Source organism: Streptomyces sp. NPDC048514 (assembly GCF_043199955.1).
Classification (GTDB): Bacteria; Actinomycetota; Actinomycetes; order Streptomycetales; family Streptomycetaceae; genus Streptomyces.
The window spans coordinates 385,085-399,763 of the sequence record NZ_JBICWT010000003.1; the positions used below are offsets into that span (position 1 = coordinate 385,085).

Sequence of the window (14,679 nt, forward strand, 5' to 3'; positions counted from 1 at the left end):
CATCCCTGCGCCCCATGCCGGCCAGACGACCGCCCTCGCTGCTCCTGGACGCCGCCCTCGTCTGCGCGGCGCTGATCGACACCTGGGTCCACGTCGGTCTCCAGGACCCGCCGGTGGCCCCGATATGCGCGCTGCTCGCGGCGTTCGCCCTCTTCCTGCGGCACCGGCTGCCGTTCGTGACCTTCCTGCTCACGCTCCCGGCCGCCATGGTCTCGGACGCGGTCGTCGCCCCCGTGGCGGCGCTCTACACGCTCTCCTCCCTCAGCCGCCATCGCGTCCTGCTGGCCGGCTGCGCCCTGGTCTACGCGATCAGCGACTTCCTGCCCTGGCCCTGGACCCGCCTGCGGGCGGACGAACTGGCCGACACCCGCAACGTCGTCCACTTCGGCTACAGCCTGGCGACGGCGGCCGCCCCCGTCTTCCTCGGCCAGCTCGTCCAGGCCCGGCGCGAGCTGTCGCTGCGGCTCGCCGAGATCACCGCGGCCCGCGAGTCCGAACGGCTGCTGACCGCGCAGAGCGTCCTGGCGAAGGAGCGCGCGCAGCTCGCCCGGGAGATGCACGACGTGGTGTCCCACCAGGTCAGCCTCATCGCCGTACAGGCCGGGGCGCTCCAGGTCGGCAGCCGGGACGAGGACACCAAGCAGGCGGCGGCCTCCATCCGGCGGCTCAGTGTGCAGACGCTGGACGAGTTGCGGCACATGGTCAGCGTGCTGCGCGCCTCCGGGAGCCGCCCCACGGAGCTGACCCCGCAGCCGTCCCTCGCCGACCTGCAGCGGCTCGTGACCGGCAGCGGCATCGAAGCGGAACTGAAGACGGACCTGCCTCAGGACCTTCCCCCCACCGTCCAGCGCGCCGTCTACCGCACCGTCCAGGAGGCGCTGACCAACGTCCGTAAACACGCCCCTGGCGCGACCGCCACCGTCCGGCTCGTGGACCGGAACGGTGCCGTGCACGCCACGATCACCAACACCGCTGCCACGCGCCCCGCACTGCCGCTGCCCAGCGCCCACCACGGCCTGGCGGGTCTGGGCCAGCGTGCCGAACTGCTCGGCGGCACCGTCAGCTGGGGCCCCACGGCCGACGGCGGCTGGGAACTCCGTCTGGAGATGCCTGTCGAGCGCAACCGCTGACCACGAGGGGGGCTGCGGCGGGGGCTCCGGGCGCGAAGACACACGAGAGGCCATGTGAGACCGTGGTGCAAGGAAACCCGCCCGTGGATGGGGCCGACAGCATGGGTCTCAGCGATACGGTGAACGATCGGCGAGGCGATCCGTTCGACATCACGTCGGCCGCGGTCGCCCTGGTGGACGTGCACGGCACGATCCGGTTCTGGAGCGAACGAGCGGAGGCGCTGCTCGGCCATCCGGCGGCCGAGGTGCTGGGGCGGCCCGTGACGTCCGTCCTGGCGAACCGGGACTCACCGGCGTCCGCGCTCTCCGGAGCCCGCCGCGTCAGGGACGGCTGGGAGGGTCTGGTCGCCCTGCGCCACCGTGCCGGTCACCGCGTGCAGCTCGCCGTGCGGGCCTGCCCGGTGCGCGCTGAGCAGGGCTCCGGCTGGCTCGCCGTGGCCTGTGACGTCGCCGCGTCCCGCCAGTGGGAGCTGGACCAGGCGGTCGTGCGCGGCCTGCTGGAGGAGTCCCCGATCGGCATCGGTGTCCTCGACACGGAACTGCGGTTCCAGTGGGTGAACCGGGTGCTGGCGGCGATGGAGGGCCTGGCGCACACCAACGGTTCCGTCGCCACGGACGGCGCCCGTGGACCGGGCGAGGTGCCGGCGGCCGTGGACCGGCAGGCACGCCAGGCACTCATGTGGGGCCGGGCCACCCCGGCCCTGGAGCGTGTGACGCCCCCGCCCGGCGTGGCCCGGCGCAACACGCGGGACCACCTCAGGCTCCGCTCGTCGTTCCCCCTGCGGGATGTCGCGGGCAAGACCCTGGGGGTGTGCCACACCGCCGTCGAGGTGGACGCCCGGGACCGTGCCCACGAGCGGCTCACCCTGGTCAACGAGGCGGCGCAGCGTATCGGTACCACCCTGGACCTCGACCGCACCGTGCAGGAACTCGCCGAGGTCCTCGTGCCGCAGCTCGCCGACTTCGTCGCGATCGACCTGTTCCGCGGCGTCCTCGCGGTCAAGGACCTGGCTCCCGGCCCCGTCGGCCACGGCACACTGCAGCGGGCGGCACACCTGTCGATCCACGAGGACCTGCCGGAGGCGGTCATCCCGATCGGGGAGCCCAGCGGGTATCCGCCCAAGTCCCCGCAACGCCGTTGCCTGGCCACCGGCCGGTCGATCCGTGATCCGGTGCTGGACAGGACGACGTGGTGGCTCGCCGGCGATCCGGAGCGTCTGGCCAAACTCGGCCAGCTCGGCGTGCACACCCACCTGGTGGTACCGCTGCGGGCGCGGGGCGAGACGATGGGAGTGGTCACGCTGCTGCGCTGGGAGAACCGCGAACCGATCGACGAGGACGACGTGCTGCTCGTCGAGGAGCTGGTGGCACGTGCGGCGGTGTGCGTGGACAACGCCCGGCGTTTCGTCCGCGAGCACAACGCCGCCCTCGCCCTGCAGACCAGCCTGCTGCCACCCGACCTGCCCGATCACTGCGCCGTCGACGTCGCCTACCGCTATCTGCCGACCGACGCCGAGGCGGGCGTGGGCGGCGACTGGTTCGACGTCATCCCGCTGTCCGGCGCCCGTGTCGCCCTGGTCGTGGGGGACGTCGTCGGCCACGGCATCCACGCCGCCGCCAGCATGGGGCGGCTGCGGGCCGCCGTGCAGACCCTCGCCGACCTCGACCTGCCGCCCGACGAGCTGCTCGCGCACCTCGACGACCTCGTCCTGCGCCTGGCGGACGAGGCCGAAGCGGCCACGGACAACCCGATGGTGATCGGCGCGACCTGCGTCTACGCCGTCTACGACCCGATCTCGCGGAAACTCAACGTGGCCCGCGCCGGGCATCCCACGCCCGCCATCGCCCACCTCAGCGAACCGGTCGAACTGCCCGACATTCCCGCCGGCCCCCCGCTGGGCCTGGGCGGTCTGCCCTTCGAGTCGGCGGAGATCGAGCTGGAGGAGGGCAGTGTGGTCGCGCTCTACACCGACGGCCTGATCGAGGCCTCGGACCGCGACGTCGACATCGGTTTCGAGCGGCTGTGCTTCGCCCTGGCCCACCCCGACCGGCCGCTGGAGGAGATCTGCGACACGATGGTCCGCATCCTGCTGCCGGACCACCCACGCGACGACGTCGCCTTCCTCGTCGCCCGCACCCGCGCATTGGCCCCCGACCGGGTGGTCTCGTGGGAGGTGCCCGCCGAGCCGCGGGCGGTGCACGAGGCGCGCGAGCGGACCGCGCGCCAGCTGGCCGCGTGGGGGCTGGAGGACGTCGCCTTCACCGCCGAGCTGATCGTGAGCGAGCTGGTCACGAACGCCATCACGCATGCGTCCGGACCGATCGGGGTTCGGCTGATCCACGAACGGACCCTCATCTGCGAGGTGTCGGACGCCAGCAACACCTCCCCACGCCTTCGCCGGGCACGGAGCACGGACGAGGGTGGGCGCGGCCTGTTCCTGGTCGCGCAGATCGCCCAGCGCTGGGGCACGCGGTACACGGCCACGGGCAAGACCATCTGGACGGAACAGCAGCTACCCGAAAGCCCCCTTGACTGAGACCCGTGGACTCGGCTGGCCCGTGGGCTCGGCTGGCTCGTGGGCTCGGCTGGCCCGTGGGCACGTGGGCTCACATACTCGGGGGCACGTGGGCTCACATAGACGCACGCACACGCACACGCACACGGCGGGGCATCGCCACGGGCAGCCCCTCGGACGGCGGTGCGCATCGCCACGGACAGGGCACACGCGCCGCACCCGTTCACGCCGGGTGGTGGAAGCCCGTGGTCAGCGTCGTCGCAGGCCGCTCGTCGTGCGTGTCCAGCGGGTGCGCGTGGCACCGAAGCCCGTCTCGTGGTCCCAGATGTGGGTGCACGTGGGGCACTGCAGGTGCAGGAGGCTGCCCGTGTTGGAGAGCAGATAGCGCCAGTGGTCCGTGCACCTGCGCCGCTGCTCGCACGTGGGGCAGCCGCGGTGGTCCTGGCAGTTCGGGCAGGTCACCCAGGCGCGGCGCCCGATGTCCGCCTGCGGATCAAGCGGAAGCACGGCCGTCCCCGCGCTGCGGGAGGACACCGGCCGAGACGAGGGCGTCGTAGACCCGCTGCTGTTCCTCGTCGAGTCCGGAGTACAGCAGGTCGTACGCCGCCTCCTCGCGACGCAGCATCTCGACGGGGTCCCAGCCGGGGCCGAGCGCCTCCATGACGTGGGCCCGCCGGACCATCTCGTGCTCGGTGAGGTCGACGGCGAAGTCGACCGGCTCGCTGGGAGGGGTGTGGTCATGGGGGGACATACGACCGAACTTAGGTACGCCTTCCCCGTGACGACAAGAGCAGGTGGGGCACATCACAGCGGACCGGCGGTCGCCGCAGGGGCCGGGGCAGGGCAAGTCCGGCACCGTGTCCCGGTGCTTCTGCGGCCTCGACGCAGGGCATAGGTCATGTCTGCCGCGGACCCGGCGCAGTGCGTAGGTCATGTCCGTCGCGGGCCCGGCGCAGGGCGTGAGGTCAGGCCACCCGGTCGGCCCAGCGGCGGGCGTTTCCCACCCGGGCCTCGGTCGTTAGGCCGAACATGATCAAGAAACTCGCATGTGTCACCGTCCTCGCCGCCTCCCTCCTGGCCACCGCGCCCGCCGCCGAGGCCGCCCAGGCCCCCGCGCCCTCCACCGGGGCTCCCGGAGCGTCCCTCCTGAACGGTCTCCTGGGCACACTGGAGATCGGGCACCCCGCCACCTCGCTCCAGACGCTCCTGCCCACGGGCCTCGTGGGCAAGTGAAGGGTCGGAACGGCGTCCGGACGTCCCCCGCGCGCCGGGGACGGCGTTCCACGATCCGGGTCGCGCCGTTCCCCCATTACCTGACCCCCATTACCTGACAGGTCATCGACCCGGCGCCGCCCCGGTGACAGAGTCGTGGACATCGACACCAGCCGACCAAGGTTCCGGAGGATGCCATGTCCGCCTACGCGATAGCCCACCTGCGGGAAGCCGCACCGCACGCCGACCTCGCCGAGTACATGGCGCGCATCACGGGGACCTTCGCACCGTACGGTGGCCGCTTCCTCGTGCACGGCAGTACGCACGAGGTGAGGGAGGGCAGCTGGCCCGGACACGTCGTCGTGATCGGCTTCCCGTCGATCGAGCGGGCCCGGGCCTGGTGGGACTCCGCCGCCTACCAGGAGATCGCCCCCTTGCGCTCGCGGCACATCGCGGGCGACATCATCCTCGTGCCCGGGGTGAGCGAGGACTACGACGCGGCCGCAACCGCCAAGGCGATGCTGGACGGCATGGCGGCCCGCTGAGGCCCACGCCCCGTCACGCACCGCCCGGCGCCATGCCCGCCGCCACCCACGCACCGGCCCCACCGGCTGCCTGCATGCCCCGCCGACACCCACGGACCGGCCCCACCGGGTGACGGCATGCCCCGCCGACACCCACGGACCGGCCCCACCGGGTGACGGCATGCCCCGCCGACACCCACGGACCGGCCCCACCGGCTGCCGGTATGCCGCCGGCGGGGCCGTCGGCCCCCTGTGGGAGCGCCGAGGAGCGCGAACCCCGCGGCTCGGTGGTGGTGCCGCCGCGCCGGGCGGGGTTGGCCACCGGGCCGCGGGGTTCGCGCGATGCCGGGCGGGGCGCAGCCCTACTCGGTCACCTTCAGCAGCTTGTTGGGCGTCCCGGCGCCCGGGTTGCCGATCTTGTCGACGGTCGCTCCGCCGGTCAGTGCCGACGCGACCTGGGCCGGGGTGGCGTCCGGGTGTGCGGCCAGGTAGACGGCGGCCGCTCCCGTGACATGGGGGGTGGCCATGGAGGTACCGGAGATCGTCTTGGTGCCCTGGTCGCTGTCGTTCCAGTCGGAGGTGATGTCCGAACCGGGCGCGTACAGGTCCACCACGGAGCCGAAGTCGGAGAAGTCCGACTGGGCGTCGTCCTTCGTGCTGGAGGCCACCGTGAGGGCTTCGGGCACTCGGGCCGGTGAACTGTTCTTCGCGTCCGCCGACTCGTTGCCGGCGGCGACCGCGAAGGTGACGCCCGAGGCGATGGCCTTGGCGACGGCCGCGTCGAGAGCGGGGTCCACGCCTCCGCCGAGGCTCATGTTGGCCACCGAGGGCCCCTTGTGGTTCGCGGTCACCCAGTCGATGCCGGCGACGACCTGCTCGGTGGTCCCGGAACCGTTGTCGTCGAGCACCCTGACGGCGACGATCTTGGCCTTCTTCGCCACCCCGTGGGCGGTGCCGGCGATGGTCCCGGCCACGTGGGTGCCGTGGCCGTTGCCGTCGTCGGCGGATTCGTCCTTGTCGACGGCGTCGAACCCGTACCCGGCGCGCCCACCGAAGTCCTTGTGGCTGATGCGCACACCGGTGTCGATCACGTACGCGGTCACCCCCTCGCCGGCCTTGTCGGGGTAGGCGTACTCGCCGTCGCCCGTCGTGTCCTTCTGGTCGATGCGGTCCAGGCCCCAGGACGGTGGGGCGTCCTGGGTGGCGTCGATGTGGAACTTCTTGTTCTGCACCACCTTGGCGACCGCCGGATCGGCTGCCAGGCGCTTGGCCTCCGTCCGGGTGAGATCGCCGGCGGAGAACCCGTCGACCGCCGAGCCGTAGGTCCGGTTCACCTCGCCGCCGTACTCGGCGGCCAGCTCCTTCTTCTCGTCCCGGGAGGCCTGCCGGTCCAGCAGGACGATGTAGCTGCCGGCCACGGCTCCTTCGGCGTCCAGGCCGTACACCGTGCCCTCCGCGGGGCGTTCGGCGTGCGCGACGGGCGACACGTACAGGGCCGTGCCCACGACGGTGGCAGCGGCCGCGATCGCGGTGACGGTCCTGGCCCTGCCTATGCGTTTGTGATGCGCCGTCAAGAGGGGTCTCCTCGATCGTGTGTGGGGGGATTCGCGCAGGCAGCGATGTCCTGCGCGTGCTCTGGAGCGTGCCGTCTTGGCGCGAACAGATCAATGCCCTGGCCGAAGCCATGACGTCCCACACACGGTCGATCTCCACAGGACTTACGCACTCTCGAGGCAACCCGATCGCGAAGGCGCAGCCCGTCTCACTGGTTGAATCACCAAGGAACGGCCGAGAAGGATCGGTGCCGATCTCTTCACCGGCCGTCCATACCCGGCGCTCGTCAGGGCAGGATGGAGTCGATGTACCCGCCGTCCACCCGCAGGGCCCCTCCGGTCGTGGCCGACGCCTGTGCTGAGCTGAGGTAGACGACCATGTGGGCGATCTCCTCCGGCTCGATCAGGCGCTGCAACAGGGACTGCGGGCGGTGCTCGCGCATGAACGCGCGCTGTGCCTCGTCCCAGGGCAGTGCGCGGTCGACGAGTTCGTAGACGAAGTCCTCGACGCCGCCGGTGTGTGTGGGCCCGGCGATGACGGAGTTCACCGTCACGCCCGTGCCCGCCGCCTTCTTGGCGAAGCCGCGGCTCACCGCGAGCAGCGCGGTCTTCGACATGCCGTAGTGGATCATCTCCGCGGGGATGACGACGGCGGAGTCGCTGGCCACGTACTGCACGCGCCCCCAGCCGCGTTCGGTCATGCCCGGCAGGTAGAGCCGGGTCAGCCGTACGGCTGCGAGGACGTTCACCTCGAAGTAGCGCCGCCATTCGTCGTCGGTGATCTCCAGCGGGTCGGCGGCGCCGAAGACACCCAGGTTGTTGATGAGGATGTCCACGTCCGGCAGCAGCTCCGCCACCCGGGCCGCGCCTTCCTCCGTGGCCACGTCGGCCGCGACCGGCACCAGCTCGGCGCCGGGTGCCAAGCCGGTCAGCGACTCCACACTGTCGGCCACCCGCCGTTCGTCGCGGCCGTTGACACCCACGCGGGCTCCCGCCCGGGCGAGGGCGACGGCGACGGCCGCTCCGATGCCCTGCGTGGAGCCGGTGACCAGGGCGGTTCGTCCTGTCAGGTCGATCTGCATGAGCGGGCGGGTTCCCTTCGTTCGCGACCGGATGCGCCGGTCCGCCAAGTGTGGCGGTCCCGCACGGCGAACAGCGGAAGGGCACGAGCACGCTCGGCCTTTCGGGGGGCTCACAGCAGCTCGGGCTCCGCCCGCGCCGTCACGCCGACTCCCGCACCACCAGCTCGGGGTCGAACACGACCGACGTGGGTGCGGTGCGCGCGCCGTGGATGTGTTCGTCGAGCAGCCGGGCCATCTCGGCGGCCATGTCCTCGACGGGCTGGCGGACGGTGGTCAGACCGGGCCGGCAGGTGACGGCGACGGAGGAGTCGTCGAAGCCGACCACGGCCACGTCCTGGGGTATCCGCCGGCCGCGTTCCCGCAGCACCTGGCAGGCGCCCTGGGCCATGAGGTCGTTGGCCGCGAACACCCCGTCCAGGTCCGGGTGTTCGGCCAGCAGGCCGGTCATGGCGGCGACGCCGCTGCCCAGGGTGAAGCCGCCCTCGGCGACGGGGACGTGGACCTGGCCGTGCCGGGCGAGGGTGTCGCGGAAGCCGGCCAGCCGTTCCTGGCTCGCGGAGACCGCCAACGGGCCGCTGATCGTGGCGAGTCGGCGGCAGCCCCGGGCGAGCAGGTGCTCGGCGGCGAGCCGGCCGCCGTCCCGGTGGGCCAGGTCGACATGACTGAGCGGTACCGGGCGGGAGGGGCGGGCGAAGAGCACGGCCGGCAACCGGGCCCCGGCCAGCATCGCGGGCAGCGGGTCGTCCGCGTGACTGGAGACCACCAGCGCGCCGTCGGCCCGCCCCTGCCGCAGATAGGTCAGCACCTCACGGCGGGACTCGGCCGACTCGGCGAACATCAGCACCGGATGCACCGAGCGGGGCCGAAGAAAGCCGACGATCCCGGCGACCACCCGGCCGAAGAACGGGTCCGCGAACACCCGGGCGGCGAAGGCGGCCTGGTCCCCCTCCGAGGCGTCACCGGCCCCGGACACCACCAGCGCCACGGTCTCGGCCCGGCGCGTGACCAGCGAGCGGGCGGCCCGGTTGGGTGCGTACCCGGTCCGCTCGATCGCGCGGCGGACCAGTTCCTGGATCGCCGGGTCCACATTGCGCACGCCGTTGACGACCCGGGACACGGTCGCCCGGGAGACACCCGCCTCCCGGGCGACGTCCTCGAGCGTCGGGGCCTGTCTGCTCATGCCCGCACCCTAACGGCCCGGCGGCCTGCGCGGATAGAGCGCTCTCCGCAGTGGGCGCGGCTCTCAGGTCCGTTCGCGCACCTGTACCTCCAGGGTCAGCGGCAGCTCGCCCGCCGAGCGCCCGGCCAGCACCCGGCACGGTCCCGGTTCGGTGCGCCAGTCCCCCGCACGGACGTCCCAGTGGCTCAGGCCGCGTGCCGGGATGCGCACCCGCGCGACGACCGACTCGCCGGGCCGAGCCCGCACCGCCGTCCACCCGGCGAGCCATCGCTCCGGGTACTCGACGGCGGTGGGCGCGCGGCGGGCGAGGTACACCTGCACCACCTCACGTCCGGCCCGCGACCCGGTGTTGCGCAGCCGCACGGTGACGGTGACGTCCTCGCCCGCCACCGGCTCCGCGGGCCCCGACAGCTCCTCGTAGGCCCATGTCGTATAGCCGAGTCCGTGCCCGAACCAGTAGGCCGGCGTGCGTGCGGCCCGCAGCCAGCCGCGGTGGCCGATGTGCAGGCCCTCCTCGTAGCGGAGGCGGCCGGCCTCCGGGCGGGTGCGGGTGACGGGGGCGTCGGCGAGACGGGCCGGCCAGGTGGTGGGGAGCCGGCCGCCGGGCTCCGTACGGCCGAGCAGCACGTCGGCCAGTCCGCCGCCCCCTTCCTGACCGGGGAACCAGGCCAGCAGCAGCGCCCCGACCTCGTCCCGCCAGGGCAGTTCCACCGGGCCCCCGCTGTTGACCACGGCCACCGTGTGCGGGTTCGCCCGGGCGACGGCCCGGACCAGGGCGTCCTGGCCGGGGCCGAGCGCGAGGTGCTTCCGGTCGCGTCCCTCGGACTCGTGCTGTTCGCCGGTGCCGACCACCACCACGGCCGCGTCCGCCTCGCGGGCCGCCCGGAACGCGCTCGCCAGGGCCGCGGGGGCGTCGGGGCCGGGCGGGGCGGCACCGACGACGGTGGCCCGGCCGGTACCGGGGGCGAGTTCGCGGCGGGCGACCAGCAGCGGGGTCGTGCCGGCGGTCAGCTGGGCGGTGACGGTCTGGGTGGGCGGACTCACGTGGATCACGGCGGGATCGTCCGTGCTGGTGGCGAACTCGCCGTCCAGGAGCGGGCGTCCGTCGAGGTGGAGGCTGAGGCGGCCGAATCCGGCGAGGCCGATCCGCCAGGCGCCCGAGATCCGCGGGTGCAGCCGCGCGCTGATCTCCACGGTGTGCGCCCCGGCCGGCACGGGCGGCTCCAGCTGGCGTCCGCTGCGCCGGTGTTCGGCACACAGTTCGGTGCCGGAGGCGTCGAGGACGCGCAGCAGCACACCGGGGAGGGTGGTGCGCGGGTCGGAGCCGAGGACCATGTCCACAGGCGGGGGCGGGCCGTCCGGCGCCGGGCCGGGTACGTGCACGACCCGGGCCCGGCCGCGCAGGCCCGCCCGCAGGCCGTCCAGGATCGACACCTCGTCCTGCGGGAAGACGCCGGCGCTGCCGCCGCCCTGGGTGCGGGTGCGGGCGGCGGGCGCGCCGATGACGGCGATCGTGCGGAGGCGGGTGGGGTCCAGCGGCAGGACGTCCCGGTTGGCCAGCAGGACGGCTCCGGCCGCGACGGCCCGCCGGGTCAGGGCCCGGGCCCGCCGGGAGGGCAGATGCGGCCGGGCCGGTCGGTGCGGTCTGCCGAGTACTCCGCACCAGGCGGCCAGCCGCAGCAGCCGGCGCACCTTGTCGTCCACGGCCGGTTCCCCGATGTCGCCGGCCTCCACGGCCCGGACCAGTGCCTCGCCCCACTCCCCCGCGGGCCCCGGCATCTCCAGATCGAGTCCGGCCCGCGCGGTGTCCCGGGTGCCGCGGACGGCGCCCCAGTCGGAGACGACGACGCCGTCGAACCCCCACTCGCTCTTCAGCGGTGCCGTCAGCAGTGGATGGGCCGTCATGGTGGTGCCGTTCACCTGGTTGTATCCGGCCATCACCAGCCGGACGCCGGCCCTGACCGCCGCCTCGAACGGCGCGAGGTGGACTTCGCGCAGCGTTCGCTCGTCGATCCGCGCATCGACCGTCAGCCGGTCCGTCTCGGCGTCGTTGGCCACGAAGTGCTTGGCCGTCGCGGCGACGCCGTGTGCCTGCACACCCCGGATCAGGGCGGCCCCCATCCGGCCGGTCAGCAGGGGGTCCTCCGAGAAGCACTCGAAGTGCCGGCCGGCCAGTGGGGTGCGGTGGAGGTTGAGGTGGGGGGCGAGCACGACGTGCACGCCCTTGCGCCTGGCCTCCGAGGCGAGGAGACCGCCGAGTTCCTCGACCAGCCGTTCGTCCCAGGTGGCGGCGAGCGCGGAGGCCGAGGGCAGCAGGACGGACGTGGCCCGTTCGTCCCAGCCCTCCCCGCGCACGCCGGCCGGGCCGTCGGACAGGACCAACTGACCCAGACCAAGGTCCGGTTGGGCCGCCGTGCGCCAGGTGGTGGCGCCGGTGAGCAGCCGGACCCTGGAGCGCAGGGTCAGTTTGTCGAGCAGCCGGTCGAGTTCGTCCTCGTCGGTCATCCCCACCTCCTGTTGTGGCCGACCACCGGGGTCAGCCGTAGACGCCGAACTCGTAGAGCGAGTAGCCGTAACCCGTGCCGCGGGCGGTGCCGTTGACGCGGACGTAGCGGCCGGTGCCGGTGACGTCGAAGTCGTCGACGCCGCCGTTGCCGTCCGTCACCGTGCGCAGGGTCTGCCAGTTCTGCCCGTCGTCGGAGGTCTGCACGGTGTACGCCTTCGCGTACGAGGCCTCCCACAGCAGCTGGACGTGCCGGAAGGTGGTGCGGGCGCCGAGATCGACCCGGATCCACTGCGGGTCGCTCCAGTCACTGGCCCAGCGCGTGGCCTGGTTCCCGTCGACCGCGTTGGCGGCGGTGCACGGGCAGTCGCCGTAGCTCGGCTGGAAGGAGGAGGCGGTGGCGGGCTTGCCGAGCGCGATGTTCGTGCCGCTCGGGGTGGGCGGGACCACCCTGATGGACCGCGTCTCGACGCCGACGTTGCCGTGGCCGTCCTTCGCCTTCACATACACCTTCCACACCCCGGGCCGGTCGGGTGCGGTGATCTTCAGACGGCCGCCGCCGAGGTCGGTGAAGGGCAGTGAGGCGAGGTTCTTGCCCTGGTCGATGTACATGCTGTTGTCGAGGACCTCGTAGGTGATCGGGTCCCCGTCCGGATCGGTGGCCCGGACGGTCAGGGTCAGCTGGCGGCCCGCCTGGACCTTGCCCGGGTCGCCGCCGACGGTCAGTTCGGAGATGACGGGCGGGGTGTCGTCGTGCGAGGAGTCCCCGCCGTAGGCGCGCTTGACGGCGTAGTAGGAGAGCCGCTTCTCTCCGGCGGGCAGCAGGTTGAACCAGATGCCACCGAAGTCGTACTCGGTGCCGTAGTGGAACATCGTGGCGCCCAGCGCGACGCCCTTGTGCCCGGTGATGCAGCCCCAGGCCCGGGTGTATCCGTCGGCCTTGGCCCGGTCGCCCGGCTCCAGGGGTACGCCGTTGGCGTCGTCGGGCACCTCCCACTCGCCGGCCGGGCCCGTCTCGGTGACGATGTACGGCTTGCTGTACCCACCCTGCTGCCAGGCCGACTTCACGTCGCAGACCGCGTTGTAGGAGTTGACGGCGTAGAGGTCGAGGTCGGGCGTGTTCTTCTTGAAGTACGGCCATGCGCCCACCCATGCGTCCGTGGAGGTCACCGGGTGGTTGGGGTCGACGGCGTGGATCTTCTTGGTGACGTCGTTCACGAAGGTGGTGTACGCGTCGCGCTGCCGCTCCAACTCCGTTCCGCTGTAGCAGTTCTGGAGTCCGAGCACCGATTCGTTGCCGACGTCCCACATGAGGACTCCGGGGTTGTCCTTGTAGGTCTGCACCCACTTGGGGAACTCGTCCAGCATCTGGTTCTTGTAGGCGGTGTCGGTCACGTAGTTCACACAGCCGCCGCTGCCGGGCCCGCCGCCGGGCTGGAGCCAGAATCCGGCGATGACCTTGATGCCGTGCGCGGCGGCGGAGTCGAACAGCGGTTTGCTGCCGGCGTCGGTGCCCCAGGTACGGATCGTGTTGACGCCCATGGACTTCAGGTCGGGCAGGTACCGGTCGGCGTCGGCCACGGACGGACCCCAGGTCAGGCCCTTGACCTGGTACGGCTGCCCGTCCACGGTCAGCTGCCAGTTGCCCTGGGTGCCGGTCACCTTGACGACGCTGCCGGCCGCGTGGGCCTGTGCGGCCGGCAGGGCGCTGAGGACGCCGACGGTCAGCACGCCGGCGGTGAGGGGGGCGGTGAGGAGGCGCGCGCGGGTGCGTGGTGGTGGGGTCATGGTGGTGGGTTCTCCGTGAGGTGTGCGGGTGTCGCGGGGAGTGGGGGCCGGGGGCGAGCGGGGGTGGCGCGAGAGGGTGGCGACGCGCGGGGCGAGGGACGCCCGCTACGGCAGGCGGTAGTCGGCGTTCAGGGCGGCGCCCGCCTCCGGGTGGGTCTCGTCGTAGCCGCGGGCGTCGCACTGCAGGCCGCCGACGACGCAGTGGTCGACCAGCGCCTTGAGCGTGCGGTCGTCCCAGGCGTTGAAGAAGTCGTAGTGGAAGCTGTGGCCGGAGCCGCTGGCCAGCCGCACCTGCGACATGTCTCCGTTGACGGGGAACGCCATCTTGAACTCGATCATCGGCAGCGCCACCGGATGGTCGGCAGGGCACATGTTGTCGTTCGTGCCGGGCTTGACCACGGGGTAGGCCATGTGACTCCGGTGGTCGGGGGTGTCCAGGTACCTGCCGTCCCAGCAACTGGGGGCCTGGAAGCGGATGTTGAGCTGGACGTCGGCGCGGTTCGGACAGGTCGCCGGGAACTCGGTGTTGAAGTAGCTGTCGCCGCACTCCCAGCCCTCGACGAAGCCGCGGTGGTGGCGGAACTCGTCGGCGGTCTGCATCGGGTCGCCGACCACGAACCTCAGCCCCTTGGGGAAGGGCCGGACGCTGGTGTAGTCGGTGATGCCCGCCTTGTAGTAGATGACCTGCGGTCCGACGGGCAGGATCTGCTTGTCGCCTTTGTAGAGGGTGGGCATCCAGTACCCGGACAGGTCTCCGGGTGCCTTGCAGGTGGTGCCGCCCGCGCTCAGGGAGGCCGTCGAACTGCTCGCGCCGGTGGTGGTGTTGCCCATGAACGTGTGGTCGTGGGACTTGCCGGGTTGCTGCGGGTAGACGATCGGGTCGTCCGGCCTGGTGTGGCTGACCGCGCAGTTGGCCTGGAACTCGTGGAAGTAGCGGTGCGGCGGCACCTGCGTGGACGGGGTGCCGCTGACGGGCGGGTTGGCGGGGATGTAACCGTCGCCGTCGGGGTCGTCGGGTGAGGAGGCCGTCGACAGCGCCATGGTGTGGCCGGTGTGCGCGGCCGCCCCGACGGCGGACTGCGGGGTGGACGACGCGGCGACCCCGGTGACGCCGTACGAGGCGAGCACCAGGGCGGAGGTGATCAGTGCGCCCGGGAGGATCTTCGATCTCCGTGACATGGGGGCTCCTCG

General features: G+C 72.5%; 12 protein-coding genes. 4 read left to right on the plus strand and 8 right to left on the minus strand.

Annotation, left to right across the window (positions count from 1 at the left end):
* Positions 1 to 14 precede the first annotated feature (14 nt).
* Positions 15 to 1,130: a sensor histidine kinase gene (locus ACGFT2_RS07705; RefSeq protein WP_393274941.1), complete on the plus strand. Its 1,116-nt coding sequence runs from the start codon at positions 15 to 17 to the stop codon at positions 1,128 to 1,130.
* A 101-nt stretch (positions 1,131 to 1,231) separates the two neighbouring features.
* On the plus strand, positions 1,232 to 3,667 hold the full coding sequence (locus ACGFT2_RS07710) for a SpoIIE family protein phosphatase (protein WP_393274552.1): 2,436 nt from the start codon (positions 1,232 to 1,234) through the stop codon (positions 3,665 to 3,667).
* A gap of 228 nt (positions 3,668 to 3,895) precedes the next feature.
* On the opposite strand, the gene ACGFT2_RS07715 is transcribed toward ACGFT2_RS07710, so the two are convergent.
* On the minus strand, positions 3,896 to 4,153 hold the full coding sequence (locus ACGFT2_RS07715; RefSeq protein ID WP_393274554.1) for a hypothetical protein: 258 nt from the start codon (positions 4,151 to 4,153) through the stop codon (positions 3,896 to 3,898).
* Entirely contained in the window at positions 4,140 to 4,397 is a 258-nt protein-coding gene (locus ACGFT2_RS07720) for a DUF6400 family protein (protein ID WP_393274556.1), read from the minus strand. The genes ACGFT2_RS07715 and ACGFT2_RS07720 overlap by 14 nt, the downstream gene beginning before the upstream one ends.
* Before the next feature lie 278 nt (positions 4,398 to 4,675).
* Between ACGFT2_RS07720 and ACGFT2_RS07725 the strand changes: the two genes are divergently transcribed.
* Positions 4,676 to 4,879, plus strand: a complete 204-nt coding sequence (locus ACGFT2_RS07725) for a hypothetical protein (protein WP_393274558.1) — start codon at positions 4,676 to 4,678, stop codon at positions 4,877 to 4,879.
* A gap of 176 nt (positions 4,880 to 5,055) precedes the next feature.
* Positions 5,056 to 5,403, plus strand: a complete 348-nt coding sequence (locus ACGFT2_RS07730; protein ID WP_393274560.1) for a DUF1330 domain-containing protein — start codon at positions 5,056 to 5,058, stop codon at positions 5,401 to 5,403.
* Between the two features lie 341 nt (positions 5,404 to 5,744).
* Here the strand turns inward: ACGFT2_RS07730 and ACGFT2_RS07735 are convergent, their stop codons facing one another.
* The 6 genes from ACGFT2_RS07735 to ACGFT2_RS07760 form a co-directional block, all read right to left on the minus strand.
* Entirely contained in the window at positions 5,745 to 6,956 is a 1,212-nt protein-coding gene (locus ACGFT2_RS07735; protein ID WP_393274562.1) for a S8 family serine peptidase, read from the minus strand.
* A gap of 266 nt (positions 6,957 to 7,222) precedes the next feature.
* A complete protein-coding gene (locus ACGFT2_RS07740; RefSeq protein ID WP_393274564.1) occupies positions 7,223 to 8,017 on the minus strand; it encodes an SDR family NAD(P)-dependent oxidoreductase in 795 nt (264 codons plus the stop codon).
* A 139-nt stretch (positions 8,018 to 8,156) separates the two neighbouring features.
* Positions 8,157 to 9,197, minus strand: coding sequence for a LacI family DNA-binding transcriptional regulator (locus ACGFT2_RS07745; protein WP_393274566.1), 1,041 nt, complete (start codon positions 9,195 to 9,197; stop codon positions 8,157 to 8,159).
* Positions 9,198 to 9,260: 63 nt separating this feature from the next.
* On the minus strand, positions 9,261 to 11,702 hold the full coding sequence (locus ACGFT2_RS07750) for a glycoside hydrolase family 3 C-terminal domain-containing protein (protein ID WP_393274568.1): 2,442 nt from the start codon (positions 11,700 to 11,702) through the stop codon (positions 9,261 to 9,263).
* Between the two features lie 31 nt (positions 11,703 to 11,733).
* The gene (locus ACGFT2_RS07755) at positions 11,734 to 13,488 is read right to left on the minus strand and encodes a discoidin domain-containing protein (RefSeq protein ID WP_393274570.1); all 1,755 of its coding nucleotides are present in this window, start codon (positions 13,486 to 13,488) and stop codon (positions 11,734 to 11,736) included.
* A gap of 105 nt (positions 13,489 to 13,593) precedes the next feature.
* On the minus strand, positions 13,594 to 14,667 hold the full coding sequence (locus ACGFT2_RS07760) for a DUF1996 domain-containing protein (protein WP_393274572.1): 1,074 nt from the start codon (positions 14,665 to 14,667) through the stop codon (positions 13,594 to 13,596).
* Positions 14,668 to 14,679: the final 12 nt, after the last annotated feature.

Bases quoted from the DNA above. Each gene is read 5' to 3' on its own strand.
- ACGFT2_RS07705 (WP_393274941.1), top strand. From the start codon at position 15: ATGCCGGCCAGACGACCGCCCTCGCTGCTCCTGGACGCCGCCCTCGTC.
- ACGFT2_RS07710 (WP_393274552.1), top strand. From the start codon at position 1,232: ATGGGTCTCAGCGATACGGTGAACGATCGGCGAGGCGATCCGTTCGAC.
- ACGFT2_RS07720 (WP_393274556.1), bottom strand. From the start codon at position 4,397: ATGTCCCCCCATGACCACACCCCTCCCAGCGAGCCGGTCGACTTCGCC.
- ACGFT2_RS07725 (WP_393274558.1), top strand. From the start codon at position 4,676: ATGATCAAGAAACTCGCATGTGTCACCGTCCTCGCCGCCTCCCTCCTG.
- ACGFT2_RS07730 (WP_393274560.1), top strand. From the start codon at position 5,056: ATGTCCGCCTACGCGATAGCCCACCTGCGGGAAGCCGCACCGCACGCC.
- ACGFT2_RS07740 (WP_393274564.1), bottom strand. From the start codon at position 8,017: ATGCAGATCGACCTGACAGGACGAACCGCCCTGGTCACCGGCTCCACG.
- ACGFT2_RS07745 (WP_393274566.1), bottom strand. From the start codon at position 9,197: ATGAGCAGACAGGCCCCGACGCTCGAGGACGTCGCCCGGGAGGCGGGT.
- ACGFT2_RS07750 (WP_393274568.1), bottom strand. From the start codon at position 11,702: ATGACCGACGAGGACGAACTCGACCGGCTGCTCGACAAACTGACCCTG.
- ACGFT2_RS07755 (WP_393274570.1), bottom strand. From the start codon at position 13,488: ATGACCCCACCACCACGCACCCGCGCGCGCCTCCTCACCGCCCCCCTC.
- ACGFT2_RS07760 (WP_393274572.1), bottom strand. From the start codon at position 14,667: ATGTCACGGAGATCGAAGATCCTCCCGGGCGCACTGATCACCTCCGCC.